At 40.1% G+C, this 16,946-nt stretch carries 17 protein-coding genes; 13 read left to right on the top strand and 4 right to left on the bottom strand.

Annotated features, from left to right (window positions below):
• Positions 1–17 precede the first annotated feature (17 nt).
• Positions 18–401, bottom strand: a complete 384-nt coding sequence (locus tag IMZ31_RS10920) for a VOC family protein (RefSeq protein WP_207527409.1) — start codon at positions 399–401, stop codon at positions 18–20.
• A gap of 197 nt (positions 402–598) precedes the next feature.
• On the opposite strand from IMZ31_RS10920, the gene IMZ31_RS10915 reads away from it, so the two are divergent.
• The gene (locus IMZ31_RS10915; protein ID WP_207527408.1) at positions 599–1,195 is read left to right on the top strand and encodes a hypothetical protein; all 597 of its coding nucleotides are present in this window, start codon (positions 599–601) and stop codon (positions 1,193–1,195) included.
• Positions 1,196–1,473: 278 nt separating this feature from the next.
• Here the strand turns inward: IMZ31_RS10915 and spoIIP are convergent, their stop codons facing one another.
• Positions 1,474–2,607 (bottom strand): stage II sporulation protein P, encoded by a 1,134-nt coding sequence (gene spoIIP / locus IMZ31_RS10910; RefSeq protein WP_207527407.1) that lies wholly within the window; start codon positions 2,605–2,607, stop codon positions 1,474–1,476.
• A gap of 260 nt (positions 2,608–2,867) precedes the next feature.
• Between spoIIP and IMZ31_RS10905 the strand changes: the two genes are divergently transcribed.
• Together IMZ31_RS10905 and IMZ31_RS10900 are read left to right on the top strand one after the other, a co-directional pair.
• Positions 2,868–3,140 carry a hypothetical protein gene (locus tag IMZ31_RS10905; RefSeq protein WP_207527406.1) on the top strand — a complete coding sequence of 91 codons (273 nt, stop codon included), beginning with the start codon at positions 2,868–2,870 and terminating at the stop codon, positions 3,138–3,140.
• Positions 3,141–3,331: 191 nt separating this feature from the next.
• Complete coding sequence (locus IMZ31_RS10900) at positions 3,332–3,805, top strand: GNAT family N-acetyltransferase (protein WP_242705541.1); 474 nt, start codon at positions 3,332–3,334, stop codon at positions 3,803–3,805.
• A 59-nt stretch (positions 3,806–3,864) separates the two neighbouring features.
• On the opposite strand, the gene IMZ31_RS10895 is transcribed toward IMZ31_RS10900, so the two are convergent.
• The gene (locus IMZ31_RS10895; protein WP_207527405.1) at positions 3,865–4,191 is read right to left on the bottom strand and encodes a hypothetical protein; all 327 of its coding nucleotides are present in this window, start codon (positions 4,189–4,191) and stop codon (positions 3,865–3,867) included.
• 165 nt (positions 4,192–4,356) lie between these two features.
• Here IMZ31_RS10895 and IMZ31_RS10890 point away from each other — a divergent pair, with 165 nt between their 5' ends.
• Positions 4,357–6,429: a thioredoxin domain-containing protein gene (locus tag IMZ31_RS10890; RefSeq protein WP_207527404.1), complete on the top strand. Its 2,073-nt coding sequence runs from the start codon at positions 4,357–4,359 to the stop codon at positions 6,427–6,429.
• A gap of 56 nt (positions 6,430–6,485) precedes the next feature.
• On the opposite strand, the gene prli42 is transcribed toward IMZ31_RS10890, so the two are convergent.
• Entirely contained in the window at positions 6,486–6,635 is a 150-nt protein-coding gene (gene prli42, locus IMZ31_RS10885; RefSeq protein ID WP_207527403.1) for a stressosome-associated protein Prli42, read from the bottom strand.
• A 706-nt stretch (positions 6,636–7,341) separates the two neighbouring features.
• Between prli42 and IMZ31_RS10880 the strand changes: the two genes are divergently transcribed.
• The 9 genes from IMZ31_RS10880 to IMZ31_RS10840 all read left to right on the top strand — a co-directional run bounded on the left by IMZ31_RS10880 (position 7,342) and on the right by IMZ31_RS10840 (position 16,778).
• Positions 7,342–8,991 (top strand): acyl-CoA mutase large subunit family protein, encoded by a 1,650-nt coding sequence (locus tag IMZ31_RS10880; RefSeq protein ID WP_207527402.1) that lies wholly within the window; start codon positions 7,342–7,344, stop codon positions 8,989–8,991.
• A gap of 20 nt (positions 8,992–9,011) precedes the next feature.
• Positions 9,012–9,839 (top strand): methylmalonyl-CoA epimerase, encoded by an 828-nt coding sequence (mce, locus tag IMZ31_RS10875; RefSeq protein ID WP_207527401.1) that lies wholly within the window; start codon positions 9,012–9,014, stop codon positions 9,837–9,839.
• Complete coding sequence (locus IMZ31_RS10870; protein WP_207527400.1) at positions 9,839–11,386, top strand: acyl-CoA carboxylase subunit beta; 1,548 nt, start codon at positions 9,839–9,841, stop codon at positions 11,384–11,386. Before mce ends, IMZ31_RS10870 begins: the two co-directional genes overlap by 1 nt.
• Positions 11,387–11,475: 89 nt before the next feature.
• Complete coding sequence (locus IMZ31_RS10865; RefSeq protein ID WP_207527399.1) at positions 11,476–12,603, top strand: M20/M25/M40 family metallo-hydrolase; 1,128 nt, start codon at positions 11,476–11,478, stop codon at positions 12,601–12,603.
• A gap of 193 nt (positions 12,604–12,796) precedes the next feature.
• A complete protein-coding gene (locus tag IMZ31_RS10860; protein WP_207527398.1) occupies positions 12,797–13,408 on the top strand; it encodes a spore coat protein in 612 nt (203 codons plus the stop codon).
• Between the two features lie 375 nt (positions 13,409–13,783).
• On the top strand, positions 13,784–14,989 hold the full coding sequence (locus IMZ31_RS10855; protein ID WP_207527397.1) for an MFS transporter: 1,206 nt from the start codon (positions 13,784–13,786) through the stop codon (positions 14,987–14,989).
• Between the two features lie 177 nt (positions 14,990–15,166).
• On the top strand, positions 15,167–15,676 hold the full coding sequence (locus IMZ31_RS10850) for a hypothetical protein (RefSeq protein WP_207527396.1): 510 nt from the start codon (positions 15,167–15,169) through the stop codon (positions 15,674–15,676).
• 271 nt (positions 15,677–15,947) lie between these two features.
• Positions 15,948–16,526: a hypothetical protein gene (locus IMZ31_RS10845; RefSeq protein WP_207527395.1), complete on the top strand. Its 579-nt coding sequence runs from the start codon at positions 15,948–15,950 to the stop codon at positions 16,524–16,526.
• A 24-nt stretch (positions 16,527–16,550) separates the two neighbouring features.
• A complete protein-coding gene (locus IMZ31_RS10840; protein ID WP_207527394.1) occupies positions 16,551–16,778 on the top strand; it encodes a hypothetical protein in 228 nt (75 codons plus the stop codon).
• Positions 16,779–16,946: the final 168 nt, after the last annotated feature.

Raw genomic sequence — 16,946 nt, 5'->3', positions numbered from 1 at the left:
ACTTGCGCTTTTGGTTACTAGCCTGTACAAATCATGATGATATTGCCATCGGGGTCTTTAATTGTAAAGAAAGAAAGGTCCTCAAAACGTGTGATGTCAGAGGTGATGGTGTAACCTAATTCTTTTACATATAGGTACGAAGCATCAACATCATCTGTATGGAAGTTAAATAGAGGGTGAGTTGAAGGATTCACCTTTTGTGTCTCACCAGGAGGCCCGGCATCAAGCAGTACACCTGTATAGTGATTAATTTTCATGTTGTATACTGGGTCTGCTACATCTGAAGGGTTATAATCCTGACCGAGTAAATCACAATACCATTTGACTGAAGCTTGTAGGTCACTTACGGGCACAAACATGGTGTTTACGCTGTTATGAATGGGGCTTTTAGTCGTTTTCATTTCATCGCTCCTTTTAGGTTGTTATCTACCATTTCTAGAAAATTGGAAAGAATCCTCTTTGGGCGATATCGTTTTTGGTTAATTGTGGTACTATAATGGATGGTTAAATTGTAAGGTTAGTTTCTTACTTAAAATTAGGGTTGTTCCTTTTCTATCTGCAACCCTATACATATTACTCTAAATAAAGGAGTGACAATATGAAACGAATGATTGTATTGCTTTTCCTTTTAGTTATACTAGCTGCTTGTGCAGAAGAGGAGAAAGGAAATGAATCATTAACCATTACACCGATTGAATTAACAGAGCGGGAGAAAGAACTGGTATCAGCAACAGGAATTACCCATATAGAATACTTTGAAATGAATGGCAGTTTAGGAGAAGGGGAGGACCTAGTTACGAAATTTACCTATTATAAAGATGGTGAATACCTAAAAGGCGGCAGTAAAATGTATGGTGCATTAGAAACGACATATGAAGAAGACCTTTTATCGTTTGCCATGTTAACAGATGATGATTTAGCTCACCTTTATATGGGGAATGCAAATGGACTGGGAGGTAGTAAGGCAACTATTCCTGAGGATCTCGGGATGTCTACTTATGGAGGACTATCAGAGAAACACACGCTAGTAAAAGGGGAAGAAACGTATGTCGCCTATTGGGTGGCATCTGGAGGTAATTCCATAAGTAGTGGTGGTATTGGAGATCCTACTAAACTTCCAGAAGTGATCAAAGAGGAAGATTATGCTATTGTCATGAGTGTTGAGGTTAAGGACAAAGAGGATATAAACCATTAATTGAAAAGCACCTTTTCTAAGAAAGGTGCTTTTTCTGTGCACAAAGTGGTTGAGGTGTTGAGATGACCAAAGCATTTGAACAATCGACCTAAGCCTGCTCCTCACTCAAAAAAGAACTGAGCTAAAAAGCTCAGTTCTTCTCCTGAAACTCACGAAACAACATAATCACTGCTAATGTTAGTCCGGCAACAAAGCATCCAACTGTTATCACCCAGTGAAAGAAGAAGAAGGAGGTAAGAGTAGATAAAGCAGCCCATATAAACCATAAGAGCCAAGGTTTATTGAGCATTTACTTCCATGTCACCTTCATACATTTTACTAAACACTTTTGCAAAAGCTGCAACAGTATTTCGAATTTCTTCATTGTTGTTCGCGTAGCCACCGATTTCAATTAGCAAAGCTTTTTCAGATAAATCTTGATTATAGAGTCCATTTCCTTGAGCTTTGCTTTTCTGGAAGACGCCTCGGCTGATGCTTGGGTATTCTTTATTTAGTTTTTTGTTTAACTCGGTTACAAAACGAAGGTTTTCCTCATAGTATTTGTTTTCCTTACCCACTATGAAGAAAAGCCGGGCATAGGGCTGTCCGTTTATAGTTGTTGTCGTGATTTCTTTATCAACAGAATCACGATGCAGGTCAAAGATGTATTCTACTTTATCATTTTTAGCTAAAGCTTCTGTGGCAATCTCTCTTGAAGCTTTATAGGAATCAGGATATGACCAGTCTCTTTCTTTCAACTCGGTTGCGACGTTATCCTTCACATGCTGAGATTGAATATTGTATTTTAGCAATTCTTCTTTCAGCATGGACCCGACGTTCACTATATTCTTTGTCTCGTCGTGACTTACAGCTTCATTAGGTTTTGTTGCTCCGTTTAAGTTTGGTAAAAATGCTTCCCACGTATGTGTATGATAGATCAATACAGAAGCTTCTTCTGGTACTTTATCTTCTTCAGGTGGTGTATCCTTTTTATCCTCAGCGCTTGAGAAGAAGTCTTCAGGCGGTGGAGACTCGTATGGAAGTGTGGTGTAATCTGTTCCCTCTCCGGCTATTAAGATTTCTGTATGGTACGCATCTAACCCTGGTATCTCCCGCCCAAGAAGACTACGTGCATCTCCAAGACGAATATCGGTTAAAGCATCAACTACAAACTTTGAAGTAGATAGATCTGGGACCTCTTCTTCATATTCTTGTAATAGAGGGGGCATTTCTCTCCCCATTACAGCCAACAATACTTCTGTGCTCTGAAACGACTTTAAGGCATTTTCAATTGTCTGAGATGATAAGAATGTTTTGCTATAAGAGGTAGCCGTCATAATCGAGATCATAATAAATAGGAATCCATAGATTAATAGATATCGACTAATGAAGGTTACCTTTGATTGTATAGAAGCTTTTGATATTCGTTGCAAACGTGACCCCTCCCTCACTATAACTTTATGAGAGAAGGAGAGAGAATATTAAATAAAAAATAGTTTTTCTAGCAAATCTTTTAAAGATAAAAGAGATTAAAGTCTAAAAAGAGAAATTTAACCCATGTAAATTTAATCGTCATATACTTGTCGAAATATATGTTTTCATGACATGTTTTGTCATTTAATGGATAAAATGTCTCCCTCTAGAAGGATTTACTCTGAATTTGTAGTAGAAGTGAGTAAGGAGGGAGAGGTGTATGGATTTTCTTCGACGTTGGACAGGAGTGGCTATTTTAGTTTTACTTGCATTACTTTCGTTAAGTAAGGGTTTGAAATTGTGGGCTCTTGGAACACAAGTGGATGGGGATGGAATTGGTATATATTTTTTTCTTATCGAGATTACGGATCTACTTCCAGCAGAAAGAATTCCATCGTATGCAGTAGGGTTCTTTATTTTAAGCCTAGTTGCCCTTATCATCTCAATAGTAATGATTCGTGAAAACCTCGTAAAGGTAGACACTAGTCAGTAGAGGAGTAGCATCATTTTATTTTTAAGGTATTACCAATAAATGAGAGGTGAAATCTTGTTGATTTTGTCTTCCTTTTTATTAGCTCCTTTAAATGAGTAACAACCTTCCTGCTTGCCTTTTCTTAATGCTCAAGTATACGATTAGCAGTAAAGCACATATGGTAAACAGAGGTGAGCTGAAAGGGGGATCATATGAAAGTACGTTTTATACCGATGAAACAAGAAACGTTCGAGGATTATTATTTAGAATCAATACATGAATACGCAATGGAACATGTTAAAGCCGGGAATTGGACAGAGTCAGAAGCCCCTATTAACGCACAAGAGCAGTTCGAGAGCCTTTTACCTAATGGTCTTGATACGTTGGACCATGATTTGTTTACGATTGTAAATGAAGAGAGAAATGAGGTTGGTATGATCTGGCTTCATCATCAACATCGTCTTGAAGAAACCCATATCTTTATTTATGATATAAAGCTACATGAAGCAGAGCAAGGAAAAGGGTATGGAACAGCTGCTATGAAAGCACTTGAGGTGTATGCTGAATCGATGGAGATTAGTCAAATTGGACTTCATGTCTTCGCTCATAATAAAACAGCCCTTGGTCTGTATAAGAAAATGGGATATGAAACGACCGATCTTGTGATGAAGAAAAGACTGATATAGCTAAATAAAGGCATTCTTAAGGGGAAATGTCGGACGGCTCATCATAGCCGTCCGCATTTTTATTTTTCTTCCTCTTGTTTTTCTTTAGCTTCTGGCATAATCTCATCGGCAAATTCCGCAAAGGCAGCTCCTGTGGGTCGGGAGTCTGCACGCTTCATATACTCCTGAATTTTACCGGCATATTTACTCATCGGTTCATTCTGATTCGTGTCTTCATCTTGGCGACCGCGGGCAATGCCGTAAAAGGCAGCGCTAACCATTGTAGCCATTACACCTAAAACGGACATAACCATTGGGCCACGACTTCTCTTACGTTTACCAAACACTCCCATCCACATGGGCCTCTTTCTTGTATTAAACATGGACCACCATTGATTGTTCTTCATCGAAACATCCTCTCTTTAAGCGTGGTACTCCTTACTTAGTGTTTCAATAAAGAGATGCTTTATGAGGAGAATAACAATCCAAATCTCTACAAATTCTACCTTTATCTCCTTAAAGATATGTTATAGTGTCATGCATAAACCAAAATAATGAGGTGTAAGAAAAAAATGGATCAATATGAATCTTTACATAAAAAGCCTAATCGGTTAATTCATGAGAAATCCCCTTATTTGCTTCAGCACGCATACAATCCCGTTGATTGGCACCCATGGGGAGAAGAAGCGTTTCAAAAAGCAAAATCAGAGGGGAAGCCGATCTTTCTAAGCATTGGGTATTCGACTTGTCATTGGTGCCACGTTATGGAAAGAGAATCCTTTGAAGATGAGAAGATAGCGAAGCTTTTAAATGAGCGCTTTGTATCGATAAAGGTAGACCGGGAAGAGCGACCAGATCTGGATTCAATCTATATGACTGTTTGTCATATGATGAACGGAATGGGGGGGTGGCCTCTTAACGTGTTTCTCACACCTGAACAGGTCCCTTTTTATTCTGGGACATATTTTCCGAAAGAGAGCCGGTACGGAATGCCGGGTTTTCGCGACGTGATCTTGCAGCTCTATCACAACTTTAAAGAACAGCCTGACAAAGTGAAGAACATTGAAAAAAATGTACAAAATGCACTCGACCAGGCGTTTAATATGGAAAATACTACAGATTTAACAAAAGACGTCCTTCAACAAACCTATGAAGCATTCCTTAATAACTACGATGAGACGTATGGAGGTTTTGGCGGCGCCCCAAAATTCCCAAGACCACACACATTAATGTATTTGTTGCGTTACTATCGTTATTCTGGAGAAGAAAAGGCTCTTAGTATGGTTGAGAAAACCCTAGACGGACTTGCGGCGGGAGGAATTTATGACCATATTGGATATGGGTTTTCTCGGTACAGTGTTGATGAGAAATTTTTAGTGCCGCATTTTGAGAAAATGCTTTATGATCAAGCTCTTCTTACGATTACGTATACAGAAGCCTATCAAGTAACTAAAGAAGAGCGTTTCAAAAAGATGGCAGAAGAAGTTATTTCTTATGTTCTTCGTGAATTAAAGCATGCAGAAGGGGGCTTTTACTCTGCTGAAGACGCGGATTCAGAAGGTGTAGAAGGGAAGTTTTACGTTTGGACACCCGATGAAGTAATAGAAATTCTTGGACAACCTCTAGGAGAATTGTTTTGTGACGTATATGACATTAAGGATCAAGGTAACTTTGAAGGGAAAAGTATTCCGAATTTGCTTCAATCTGACCTCGAATCCTATGCATTACGACATGGCTTAGAAGAAAACAGCCTTAGAGAGTCTCTTAAAGTAGGAAGAGAGAAGTTATTTAAGGCAAGAGAAGAGAGGCTTCGTCCATTTAAAGATGACAAGATTATCACCTCATGGAATGGAATGATGATCACAGCTCTTGCAAAAGCTTCTAGAGTGTTTGGAAACAAACCCTATTTTGAAGAAGCGAAACAATCCCTTCATTTTATAGAACAACACCTTTTTGAAGATGGCCGTCTTATGGTGCGTTATCGCGACGACGAGGTGAAACATTTGGGGCTAGTTGATGATTATGCGTATTTATTATGGGCTTATATTGAAATGTATGAAGCGAGTTTTAACCTGGACTATTTACAAAAGGCGGATGTACTTAGCGAGCAAATGATGGCTTTATTTTTAGATGAAGATCAAGGAGGTTTCTATCTCTATGGGACCGATCATGAACAGCTTATAACCCGTCCTAAAGAAGCTGCGGATGGAGCGGTGCCTTCTGGGAATAGTGTGGCTTCCTTGCAGCTTTTGCGACTAGCAAGATTAACTGGCGATGTTAGGAAAGAAGAAGTTGTAAATCATACAATTGCTTCCTTTACAGATGATTTAGTGAAGTATTCGGATGGGCATGCGTACTTTTTGCAAACGTATTTGCTTATGCAAAGTAGCGCTAAAGAAGTTGTAATCCTTAGGAGTGAAGAGGATGAAGGAATGGATGAACTACTGCGTTCTCTTCAAGAAGATTTTCACCCTGAACTGACTTATCTCGTTGGTGATTCTATAGATAGACTTGCAAGCCTTGCTCCTTTTACAAAAGATTATAAAAAAATCAATAAGTGTTCGACTGCCTATATTTGTGAAAACTTTTCATGCTTGCCTCCTACGACAGAAGTAGCAGAAGCGAATCGACATATAAAAGCATAAGAACAAAAAGAAAAGCATTTGGCTTCAATAGCCAAATGCTTTTATTGATCTATTCATTATAAGAACATACCTGCTCCCGCAAGTAGTGATGTTAATAACATCGTTACGATCATTAGGTACACAACAAACTTTTGACGCTTTTCACGTTTTGATGGTTTACGTTGCTGTGTTTCTGTTTGTTTCTTTTGTGTAGTTTTAGATGCCATAGTATTGACCTCCTTCGTCCCCGATACTAGTCCCATTTTAACCCGAATTCTGAAAATGAACAAGTCTCCTTTTCATACACTTCTGTTGATTTCTCTTCTACTGAGAAAGGTTTTGTTACCGTTTAAGGTTGTTATTTAACCAGTTTGTTCAAAAATAGGGCAGTAATCTTGAAGACTCGAAACTGAGAGAATGTTTCCGTTAGCTTTAATTGTGTGTAAGGTGGGACTGGAAACCACTCGCTTTCCTGTGGGGAGCTGGTGAGTCTCTTCAGCCGGCACGCCGGCTTCCGGGGTCTCACCTAGGCTCTTATGCCCACGGGAGTCTCGCAGTTTCCAGGCCCACCTTTGCCACATTAGTCTGAACGGAAACAAGCCATGTGAGAGGAAACAAGATTACTTGGTGTGATTCCGGGACCGTTAACCTAATTAACGGAAGGGCTAGCTCAACCACTCATCAAACATAACGGTCCTTTCCGGCTTAAACATCTCATCTTCAAGTCTTCCACATAAGGGGACTTATATGGAACAAATAATAAAAAACAATGGGCCTAGAGGCTAGGAAGATATTTAGAAAGATAATGTGTAATCATTCATTTCCCACCATTTTTCATGATACAATGAAATTGTCGAAAAATTGAAAGGGTTTTCTTGTTGTTTATCGAATAGTATTCAAAATGACAAGATTTTAATAAAGGGGGGCGTTCGTATGGGTTCTACCTATAATGAACATAAGAAAAAATGGGAAGAGCAGACCAAAAAGGCAATTGAACGATTTCCGGAGCGTAAGGACTCTTTTGAAACGAGTTCCCACATTGGGATTGATCGTTTATATAGCGGTGAAATGAATGAGAAATATGTCGAAAATATAGGGTTTCCCGGGCAATATCCATATACTCGAGGTATTCAACCTACAATGTACAGAAGTCGTTTCTGGACGATGCGTCAGTATGCGGGTTTCGGTTCTGCTCAAGAAACGAATGAGCGATTCCGATACTTACTAGACCAAGGTCAGACAGGTTTATCAGTAGCATTTGATTTGCCAACTCAAATCGGATATGACTCTGATGATCCTATGGCAGAAGGAGAAGTGGGAAAAGTAGGTGTGGCCATCGATAGTTTAGCAGATATGGAAACGCTATTTGACCAAATTCCTCTTGATAAAGTAAGTACATCCATGACCATTAACGCACCAGCATCTGTTTTGTTGTGTATGTATATTGCAGTAGGTGAAAAGCAAGGCGTTCCAAAAGAGAAGTTAACAGGCACAATTCAAAACGATATCTTAAAAGAATACATTGCTAGAGGTACATATATTTTTCCTCCTAAACCATCCATGCGTATTATTACAGATATCTTTGGTTACTGCCAGGAGTATCTGCCGAAGTTTAATACGATTAGTATATCTGGATACCACATTCGGGAAGCAGGTTCAACTGCAGTACAAGAGGTGGCCTTTACAATTGCGAATGGACTGGCTTATGTAGATGCTGCAATTGAATCAGGTTTGGAAGTGGACCAATTTGCACCACGTCTTGCGTTCTTCTTTAACGCACATAATCAATTTTTCGAAGAAGCGGCTAAATTCAGAGCAGCTCGTCGGGTGTGGGCAAAGATTATGAAAGAACACTATAAAGCAGAAGACCCCAAAAGCTGGAAGCTCAGGTTCCACACTCAAACAGGAGGGTCTACCCTTACAGCTCAACAACCTGATAACAATATTGTTCGTGTAGCGTTACAAGCTCTGTCTTCTGTGATGGGAGGAACTCAGAGTTTACACACAAACTCACGAGATGAAGCGTTGGCCTTACCGACCGAAGAGTCTGCCCGCATTGCACTAAGGACACAACAAATTATAGCGAATGAAAGTGGCGTTGCAGATACGGTTGACCCGCTAGCCGGTTCTTATTATGTGGAGGAACTGACTGACAAGATTGAAGAACAGGTCAATCAGTACTTAGAACAGATTAGAGACATGGGCGGCGCCGTTCAAGCGGTTGAAGAAGGATACATGCAGCGAGAGATCCACCATGCGGCATATGAAACACAGAAGAAAATCGAAAGCGGTGAAGAAGTCATCGTTGGTATGAACCAGTATAAAATTGACGAAGAAGTCAATCCGGAATTATTACGTGTTGATGAGGCATTAGAAAAGGCACAAGTTCAGAAAACGGAAAGCATCCGAAACAATCGAGATCAGGCTAGAGTTGAACAAGCGCTCAATCGAATTAAAGAAGCTGCTCAAGATCAGACTGATAATTTAATGCCACATATTTTAGAGGCAGTAAAAGCCTATGCCACTGTAGGTGAAATCTGTCATACATTGCGAAGGGAATTTGGAGAGTATATTGCACGTTAAACTCGATAGGGGGAAGGATAATGAATCGAAAAATACGCGTACTCATAGCAAAACCTGGACTTGATGGGCATGATCGTGGTGCGCTCGTCATATCTCAAGCATTACGAGACCACGGCATGGAAGTAATTTATACAGGCCTACGTCAGTCACCTGACCAAATTGCACAAGCTGCCATACAAGAGGATGTGGATATTGTTGGATTGTCTTCTTTATCAGGAGCCCACAGATCACTCTTTCCTAAAATTGTTGATACATTAAAGAAATATAACGCCGCGGACATCCCTGTCTTTGGAGGTGGGGTTATTCCTCCTGAAGATATTCCATATCTAGAGGAGAAAGGTATTAAGAAGATCTTTACACCGGGAAGTTCAACAGATGAGGTAGCCAATTACATCATGCGCCTTGTGGACCCTGACAAGTCAGAGAGTGTGAAGCCTCCTGAAAAAATTGCTCATATAGGAATCGCGGTCAATCAGATCGAACAAGCACTTCCTTTCTATACAGATACGTTAGGTCTATCTTTGAAGCATGTGGAAGAGGTACAAAGTGAGGGAGTAAAGGTGGCGTTTTTGCCGATTGGTGAAACGCAGATTGAACTGCTCGAGCCTTTAAATGAAACCTCTCCAATCTCAAAGTTTATTGAGAAGAAAGGAGAAGGGATTCATCATATTGCTTTTGAAGTTTCAGATATAAAAGAACGATTGAAGAATTACAGAGAAGACGGAGTCCCTTTACTAAATGAAGAACCAAAAAAAGGAGCCCATAATGCAGATGTTGCGTTCCTGCATCCGAAAGCATCTCATGGTGTTTTATATGAGTTATGCCAACATGGAGGTGAAAAGTCATAATGGATATTTATGATAAAATCAATGAACTGTATGATAAACGACGTGCTGTAGAGATGGGAGGAGGAGACGAACGCATACAAAAGCAACGCGATAAAGGTAAAATGACAGCTCGTGAGCGTATTGATTACTTGCTCGATGACGGAACTTTTGTAGAGTTGAATCCTTTTATTGAACATCGCGGGACTGACTTTGGCATGGGAGCCAAAGATGCTCCTGGGGAAGGCGTTGTAACTGGGTTTGGTAAGATTAAAGGAAATGATATTTATCTGTTTGCCCAGGACTTTACTGTTTTTGGCGGTGCTCTAGGAGAAATGCACGCTAAGAAAATAGCAGCGGCTATGGACTTAGCTGTAAAGAATGGAGTCCCTTTCATCGGCTTAAATGATTCAGGCGGAGCTCGCATACAAGAGGGAGTCACATCTCTTGATGGATATGGTCAAGTTTTCTACAGAAACTCGATCTATTCTGGTGTCATTCCTCAAATATCTGTCATAATGGGACCTTGTGCAGGAGGAGCTGTGTACTCTCCTGCTATTACAGATTTCGTTATTATGGTAGAAGAAACCTCGCAAATGTTTATTACAGGACCTAAAGTAATTGAGACCGTAACAGGCGAGCAAATCTCTTCTGAGGACCTTGGTGGTGCGCATGTACATAATAGTAAAAGTGGGAACGCGCACTTAAAAGCAAAGACAGAAGAAGAAGCGTTAGATCAAGTTCGATCCTTAATTGATTACCTACCTGCTAATAATAATGAAAAGCCTCGCCAAATTGAAATGGATGACGAAGATCACTATCGTTCTAATTTAACGGATTTAATACCGTTTGATCCAATTAGGCCGTACGACGTTCGGACAATACTCAACGAAGTGGTGGATGAGGACTCCTTTTTTGAAATTCATCCTGACTTTGCCAAGAACATCGTTGTAGGATTTGCTCGTATAAAAGGAAAAACGGTGGGACTTGTGTGTAACCAGCCGAAGGTAATGGCTGGCGGACTTGATATCGATTCGTCTGATAAGGCCTCAAGATTTATACGTTTTTGTGATTCCTTTAATATCCCTCTCATTACCTTTGAGGATGTGACTGGATTTTTCCCTGGTGTCAAACAAGAACACGGGGGCATTATTAGACATGGCGCCAAAATTTTATATGCCTATTCTGAGGCAACGGTTCCTAAAATCACGGTCATTACCCGTAAAGCCTATGGTGGTGCGTATGTTGCATTGAATAGTAAATCAATTGGTGCAGACCTCGTCTATGCCTGGCCGAATGCTGAAATAGCCGTTATGGGGCCAGAAGGGGCGGCGAATATTATTTTCGCAAAAGACATTAAAGGAAGCGAGAATCCTGAAGAAACACGTCAAGCCAAAATCGATGAGTATCGGGAGAAGTTTGCGAATCCTTATGTCGCTGCGGGGCTAGGCATGGTTGATGATGTTATTGATCCAAGAGAAACACGTACCTCCCTTATTCAAGCCCTTGATATGCTAAAGAATAAACAAGAAGACCGTCCAAAGAAAAAGCATGGAAATATTCCATTATAATAAACATCGTTTGACACTTGAGATGGCTTTCGCTAACGTACTAATAGAGAGTCATCTCTTTTTTTACATAATTGAAGGAGGCAACAAACATGCTTACAGTGAATCGCGATCGCTTGATTGAAGAGTTTCTGGAATTGGTCCAAATCGACTCTGAAACCGGAGACGAAGCAAAGATTAACGAAGTATTAAAAAAGAAGTTTACAGATCTTGGTGTTGAAGTGTTTGAAGATAATGCAAAAGAAGTAACGGGTCACGGAGCCGGAAACTTGATTTGTACCCTTAAAGGAAATAAAGAGGGTGTTGACACTATCTATTTCACGTCCCATATGGATACAGTTGTTCCAGGCAATGGCGTAAAACCGACTATTAAAGACGGTTACGTTGTTACTGACGGGACAACGATTCTTGGAGCGGATGATAAAACGGGCTTAGCTGCTATTTTTGAAGCGATTAAAACGCTTCAGGAAAATAAAGTAGCACATGGAGATATCCAGTTTATTATCACCGTTGGGGAAGAGTCTGGCTTAGTTGGAGCTAAAGCGCTAAACCCTGAGCATTTAACTGCGAAATACGGGTACGCTCTTGATAGTGACGGGCAAGTTGGTAATATCGTAGTGGCTGCCCCTACGCAGGCGAAGCTAAATGCCGTCGTGAAGGGAAAAACAGCTCATGCCGGAGTTGCGCCTGAAAAAGGAATCTCTGCCATCACACTTGCAGCACGAGCCGTTTCCAAAATGCCATTAGGCCGAATCGATGAGGAAACGACTGCAAACATTGGTCGTTTTGAAGGTGGTCAGAAGACGAATATTGTGTGTGACCACGTTGAGATCTTAGCAGAAGCACGTTCTCTAGTTCCAGAAAAAATGGAAGCTCAAGTAGAGAAGATGAAGAAAGCTCTAGAAGAAACGGCAGATGAAATGGGTGGTAGTGTTGAGATCGAAACAGAAGTCATGTACCCAGGCTTTAAGCATAGCGAAGGAGAAGAAGTGGTTGAGGTTGCTCGTCGCGCAGCAAAGGCAATTGGACGTCCTACTGAACTTCTGACTAGTGGGGGAGGAAGTGATGCGAACATTATTGCAGGACACGGAATTCCTACGGTAAACCTTTGCGTAGGGTACGAAGAGATCCATACGACGAATGAACGTATGCCTCTTGATGAATTGGAGAAAACAGCTGAACTTGTAGCAGCGATCGTACAAGAGACGGTGAACAATTAATAAAAAAGGCTTCAACCCCTAAGGGTTGAAGCCTTTTATTGTTGTCTGGAATAAGTAATATAACTTATTGAGTCTGATAGGCAACGCCCGGATTCACTTGTGTTGTTATGGGGGGACACGCATATTCGTTAATTACATAGAAACTTTTTATAAGAGAACACTAACGACTGACTTAATTTATAGGAGGGGTATCATGCAACAACAGCAGCCAAACTCAAATAATAACGGAAAAACAAGGGCTCCATCTACAAATCACGGAGGTCATGAGCTTTTTGATGCGCATGAAGTCATTGCTTCTGTTATTAGCTTAATGGATCAATACCAAATGTATGAGCAACACATTCAAGATCAAAAGTTGAAAGACATTCTAAATCGCCAATATACATTTATCGAGACAATGTACAATACAATCGTTGAGAGCTTCACTACAGGTAATAAGCCCTCTGTTTCTACTCAAGTGTATAAAATGGAAGAGGATCATACAACAGTATACGGGTTAAAGCCTGGTCAGCCTAAAAAGCCCAATCAAACCGTACAAGAACTATCAGATAAGGGGTTATCTGCTTATATGCTAGGGCAGACAAAGTCATTGGCTAGTTTATTCTCCATGACTGCGTTAGAAATGACCAATCCAGTACTGAGACGTGTTATTGCAGACAGCGTTCCGAATTTGATCGAAATGTCTTATGAAATATTCCTTTACCAAAATAAGCACGGGTATTATCAAGTTCCTCAGTTAGATGCTCAAGATATGAACCAGATGCTTCAAAGTTATGCACAAACAAATCAACAACCTATGCAATAACGAGTAAAGAAGGATCACCATGAAGGTGGTCCTTTTTTAGTTCCTCAAAAAAATTACCCCTCTCAACCCTTGGCAGCTCTTAAACGTTACCTCCAGGTATCTATGCTACAAGAAAGTACGTACTTTTGTCTTTTGACGTTACACGGCATAATAGCAATTGTTGTAAAGGCGGTGAGCCAATAGGCAAGTCGTTAAGAAAGGTTTTGTGTAGTGAATAAACATAGTTACTTTTTAGTGCCTACCGTACTTTAAAGTACGTACTTTAAAGTACGTACTTCCGTAATGACGAAGTACATTGCATAATGCGATGTACGTTCGAAAGGTAATGGCGCCTTACCTTTTGGTTAAAAAGATGTTAAAAGGAGGATCTCTTTCATGAGTTCTAACACACAAGCTGCAAATCAAACTCAAATTAAAGGAGGCACTCTGGCGCTATTAGCGCTAGCGATTAGTGCTTTTGGTATTGGGACAACAGAATTTGTTCCTGTAGGACTTCTTTCATCAATTGCAGATGATTTATCGATATCTATTACGTTGGCTGGTTTATTGATTTCAGGTTATGCAATAGGTGTTTCAATTGGTGCACCGGTTCTTACAGCAATAACCTCCAAGGTGGATAGGAAAACGCTTCTTATGTCTCTAATGATTTTATTTATCGTTGGTAACTCAGTAGCAGCATTATCAACGAGTTTTACTGTCTTATTTGTAGCTCGTTTTATTACGGCTTTCTCACACGGAATATTTTTTTCTATTGGTGCAACGATTGCTGCCGATTTAGTTCCGCAACATAAGCGGGCTAGTGCGATTGCCTTTATGTTTACAGGACTTACAGTTGCAACTGTAACAGGGGTTCCACTTGGTACATTTATTGGACAAGCCTTTGGTTGGAGAGCAACATTCTGGGGGGTAGCGTTACTTGGTCTAATTGGTGTTATTTCTAGTGCCATATTAGTTCCGAAAGACCTTAAAGAAGCACCACCAGCTAAATTTAGTGAACAACTTAAGATCTTAACCAATGGTAAATTGATTTTAGCTTTTGTTATTACAGGTCTAGGGTATGGAGGTACGTTCGTAGCATTTACGTATCTATCTCCGATATTAGAAGATATCACAGGATTCAGCGCAAGTTGGATAAGCATGATCCTAGTTCTTTACGGGCTTGCAGTCGCAATAGGTAACACTATTGGTGGGAAAGCATCTAACAAAAATCCACTTAAAGCTCTGTTTTGGATGTTCGTATTCCAAGCTATAATATTATTCATTTTAACGGTAACAGCACCATTTAAGGTGCTTGGTTTAATTACGATTTTCTTTATGGGTCTCTTTGCATTCATGAACGTTCCAGCTTTACAAATTCTTGTTGTGAACCTAGCTGAACAATATGTACCATCTGCCGTCAACGTTGCTTCAGCATTAAATATTGCAGCCTTTAACGTTGGTATTGCAATCGGTTCTTTCGTTGGTGGATTCGTTGTAGATTCCATCGGCCTTGAGCATACTCCTTGGGTAGGTGCTGTTATGGTAGTGGGAGCTGTTCTGTTAACAGCTGTTCTTCGTTCAATGGAACGTAAAGGAGATTAACTTATCCAGAAATGCGGAGGTTTATACGAACTCGCTTTTTATTAGAGAATAGCTACTCACCTTCAGCCTCATGGAAACTATGGCTTAAAGATACACCCTGATTTATATGATAAATCAGGGTGTATTTCATTGCATATGGTTCCAATTTCAGGATATTATGGAGTGGGGGATGTAATAGTGGATCAAGAAAAAGATCGTAGTCCTAATTATCTGTATATCGCTCTTTATTTTCTTGGTTTGGGAATCATGATTTGGGTTCTTAAAAACATCTCGTTGAGTCATGCTTTGTGGTACGGAGTGCCGTTATTGTTCATAAGCTTACTCATCGCATACTTTAGTTCTAAAAAGCTTCAATCTAATGTACATAAGTATTTGCAAGAAAAAGGAGTGACCCACGGCATCATTTTTCCGATCATAACGATTTTGCAAGCGATTTGTTTTATTGTGTTTCTTTCTCTAGATCGCGGAACGGTAATCATTAATGGTCAAGGTGAGTACGGAGATTATATGTATACCCAATTCAAGTCGAAAGCAGCGTTAACAGCCATATTCTTTTTAATGGGGATTCGAACTATTCTAACAGGGTGGTATGAGAAAAATAAAGCTTCGATTTGGGGGGGCATAGGTATCATGTTGGTTTCCGTTGTTGTGGTATACAGGCAAGAATTAACCTCTAGCATATGGTAAAGCTGTTAAACAGAATAAGCTTAAGGTAACGAAAGGAGGAGCGCTGTTATTCGGTGTTCTCCTTTTTTGGATATTACAAAAAATGGGTGTATATAACTAAAGGGGGTATAAAGGCTATGTCTAAAGGTACATGCGTTCGTGTTTAAAATAGCCTTTTTACCTATTGAAATGTGACAACCTATAATGCTATGGATTCAATTATCATGAAAAAGATTGAAAATTCTAACATTAGTAGTATCATTAGGTTAATACTATAGAGAAGGGTGATGATATGGATCAGGTTTATTCATTAGTCGAGCTGTGGGACATCTTTAAGTTGGCGATTTTAGTAAGCTTAGTGGGGGCTTTGATTGGTCATTATAAGAGAAATGCTTGTATTTTACTTCCAATCGTAAGCATTGATTTCAAGTTCAAGGGGTTTGAGGAGTGGAGCCGTTCTTCCCATCGGGGATTGATCAAGGCGCTAATGCTGATCGTTACGATTGCAAATGCGTGTGTTAGCTTCCTATTATTTTTAGTAGGAATTCGGTACGGAGATAATAAGAATACCGACCCAATCTTGTTTGAGCTAGGCGTAATAGGAGATCTAATTATTGGAGTCGGCGCTGGTATTATTGCAAAGAGCACTGTGACATTGACAGGGACTGAAAATCAGCTATCCATTATTGTGACGTCGTTACTTGCAGGTTACGCAGGGTTATCGTACATTCAAAAGTATCAAAAAGAATCTCTTGAAAATGCTTGTATTGATTATGAACAAAAATTAGCCTGTTCAGAAGAGGACCGAAGTCCGCATGTGTACCGTAAGAAAGACTCTTCCGATGAAATTGCGGCAACAAAGGAACCATAAATACTCCACGGAAAGAGGTTTGTTATGAAAGTCCGATTAACTCAAGAAGAGAGAGAGCAACTGGAATCATATTTAAAGGTACTACAAAATCCTTTTGAATCCATTGCGAAGCGCAGGCTTGCGAAAAGTAAGTTTGATATGATTTACAATCGAGCAGCCGCAAGAACAGCGAACACGCTGGGTTCTTGTATAAATAAAGAAAATCAAGCTGCTTGTTCAAACGAAGGGGAAGAAAATCCTTCCAACCTGTAGAGAGGAGAACCAAGCTCCCTATAGTTGGAAGGGTTTTTTTCTGTTTCATTGCTTTACTAAGGCAGATCGTGCCAGACACCCTTTACTATGGTGAAGGGTGTCTGGCACGCGTTTATTCTTTACTGTATTAAAAAGCTTGATGGGAAAGCGGAAGAGAGGTAAATATGT

This window comes from Pontibacillus sp. ALD_SL1 (assembly GCF_017355605.1).
The sequence above is the reverse complement of the archived record's forward strand: the minus strand, read 5'-3'. Positions and strand labels throughout refer to the sequence as shown.

Coding starts and splice junctions, on each gene's coding strand:
- IMZ31_RS10905 (WP_207527406.1), top strand. CDS start 2,868: ATGGATTTTCTTCGACGTTGGACAGGAGTGGCTATTTTAGTTTTACTT.
- IMZ31_RS10845 (WP_207527395.1), top strand. CDS start 15,948: ATGGATCAGGTTTATTCATTAGTCGAGCTGTGGGACATCTTTAAGTTG.
- IMZ31_RS10860 (WP_207527398.1), top strand. CDS start 12,797: ATGCAACAACAGCAGCCAAACTCAAATAATAACGGAAAAACAAGGGCT.
- mce (WP_207527401.1), top strand. CDS start 9,012: ATGAATCGAAAAATACGCGTACTCATAGCAAAACCTGGACTTGATGGG.
- IMZ31_RS10870 (WP_207527400.1), top strand. CDS start 9,839: ATGGATATTTATGATAAAATCAATGAACTGTATGATAAACGACGTGCT.
- prli42 (WP_207527403.1), bottom strand. CDS start 6,635: ATGGCATCTAAAACTACACAAAAGAAACAAACAGAAACACAGCAACGT.
- IMZ31_RS10855 (WP_207527397.1), top strand. CDS start 13,784: ATGAGTTCTAACACACAAGCTGCAAATCAAACTCAAATTAAAGGAGGC.
- IMZ31_RS10915 (WP_207527408.1), top strand. CDS start 599: ATGAAACGAATGATTGTATTGCTTTTCCTTTTAGTTATACTAGCTGCT.
- IMZ31_RS10865 (WP_207527399.1), top strand. CDS start 11,476: ATGCTTACAGTGAATCGCGATCGCTTGATTGAAGAGTTTCTGGAATTG.
- IMZ31_RS10900 (WP_242705541.1), top strand. CDS start 3,332: ATGAAAGTACGTTTTATACCGATGAAACAAGAAACGTTCGAGGATTAT.
- IMZ31_RS10880 (WP_207527402.1), top strand. CDS start 7,342: ATGGGTTCTACCTATAATGAACATAAGAAAAAATGGGAAGAGCAGACC.
- IMZ31_RS10840 (WP_207527394.1), top strand. CDS start 16,551: ATGAAAGTCCGATTAACTCAAGAAGAGAGAGAGCAACTGGAATCATAT.
- IMZ31_RS10920 (WP_207527409.1), bottom strand. CDS start 401: ATGAAAACGACTAAAAGCCCCATTCATAACAGCGTAAACACCATGTTT.
- IMZ31_RS10895 (WP_207527405.1), bottom strand. CDS start 4,191: ATGAAGAACAATCAATGGTGGTCCATGTTTAATACAAGAAAGAGGCCC.
- IMZ31_RS10890 (WP_207527404.1), top strand. CDS start 4,357: ATGGATCAATATGAATCTTTACATAAAAAGCCTAATCGGTTAATTCAT.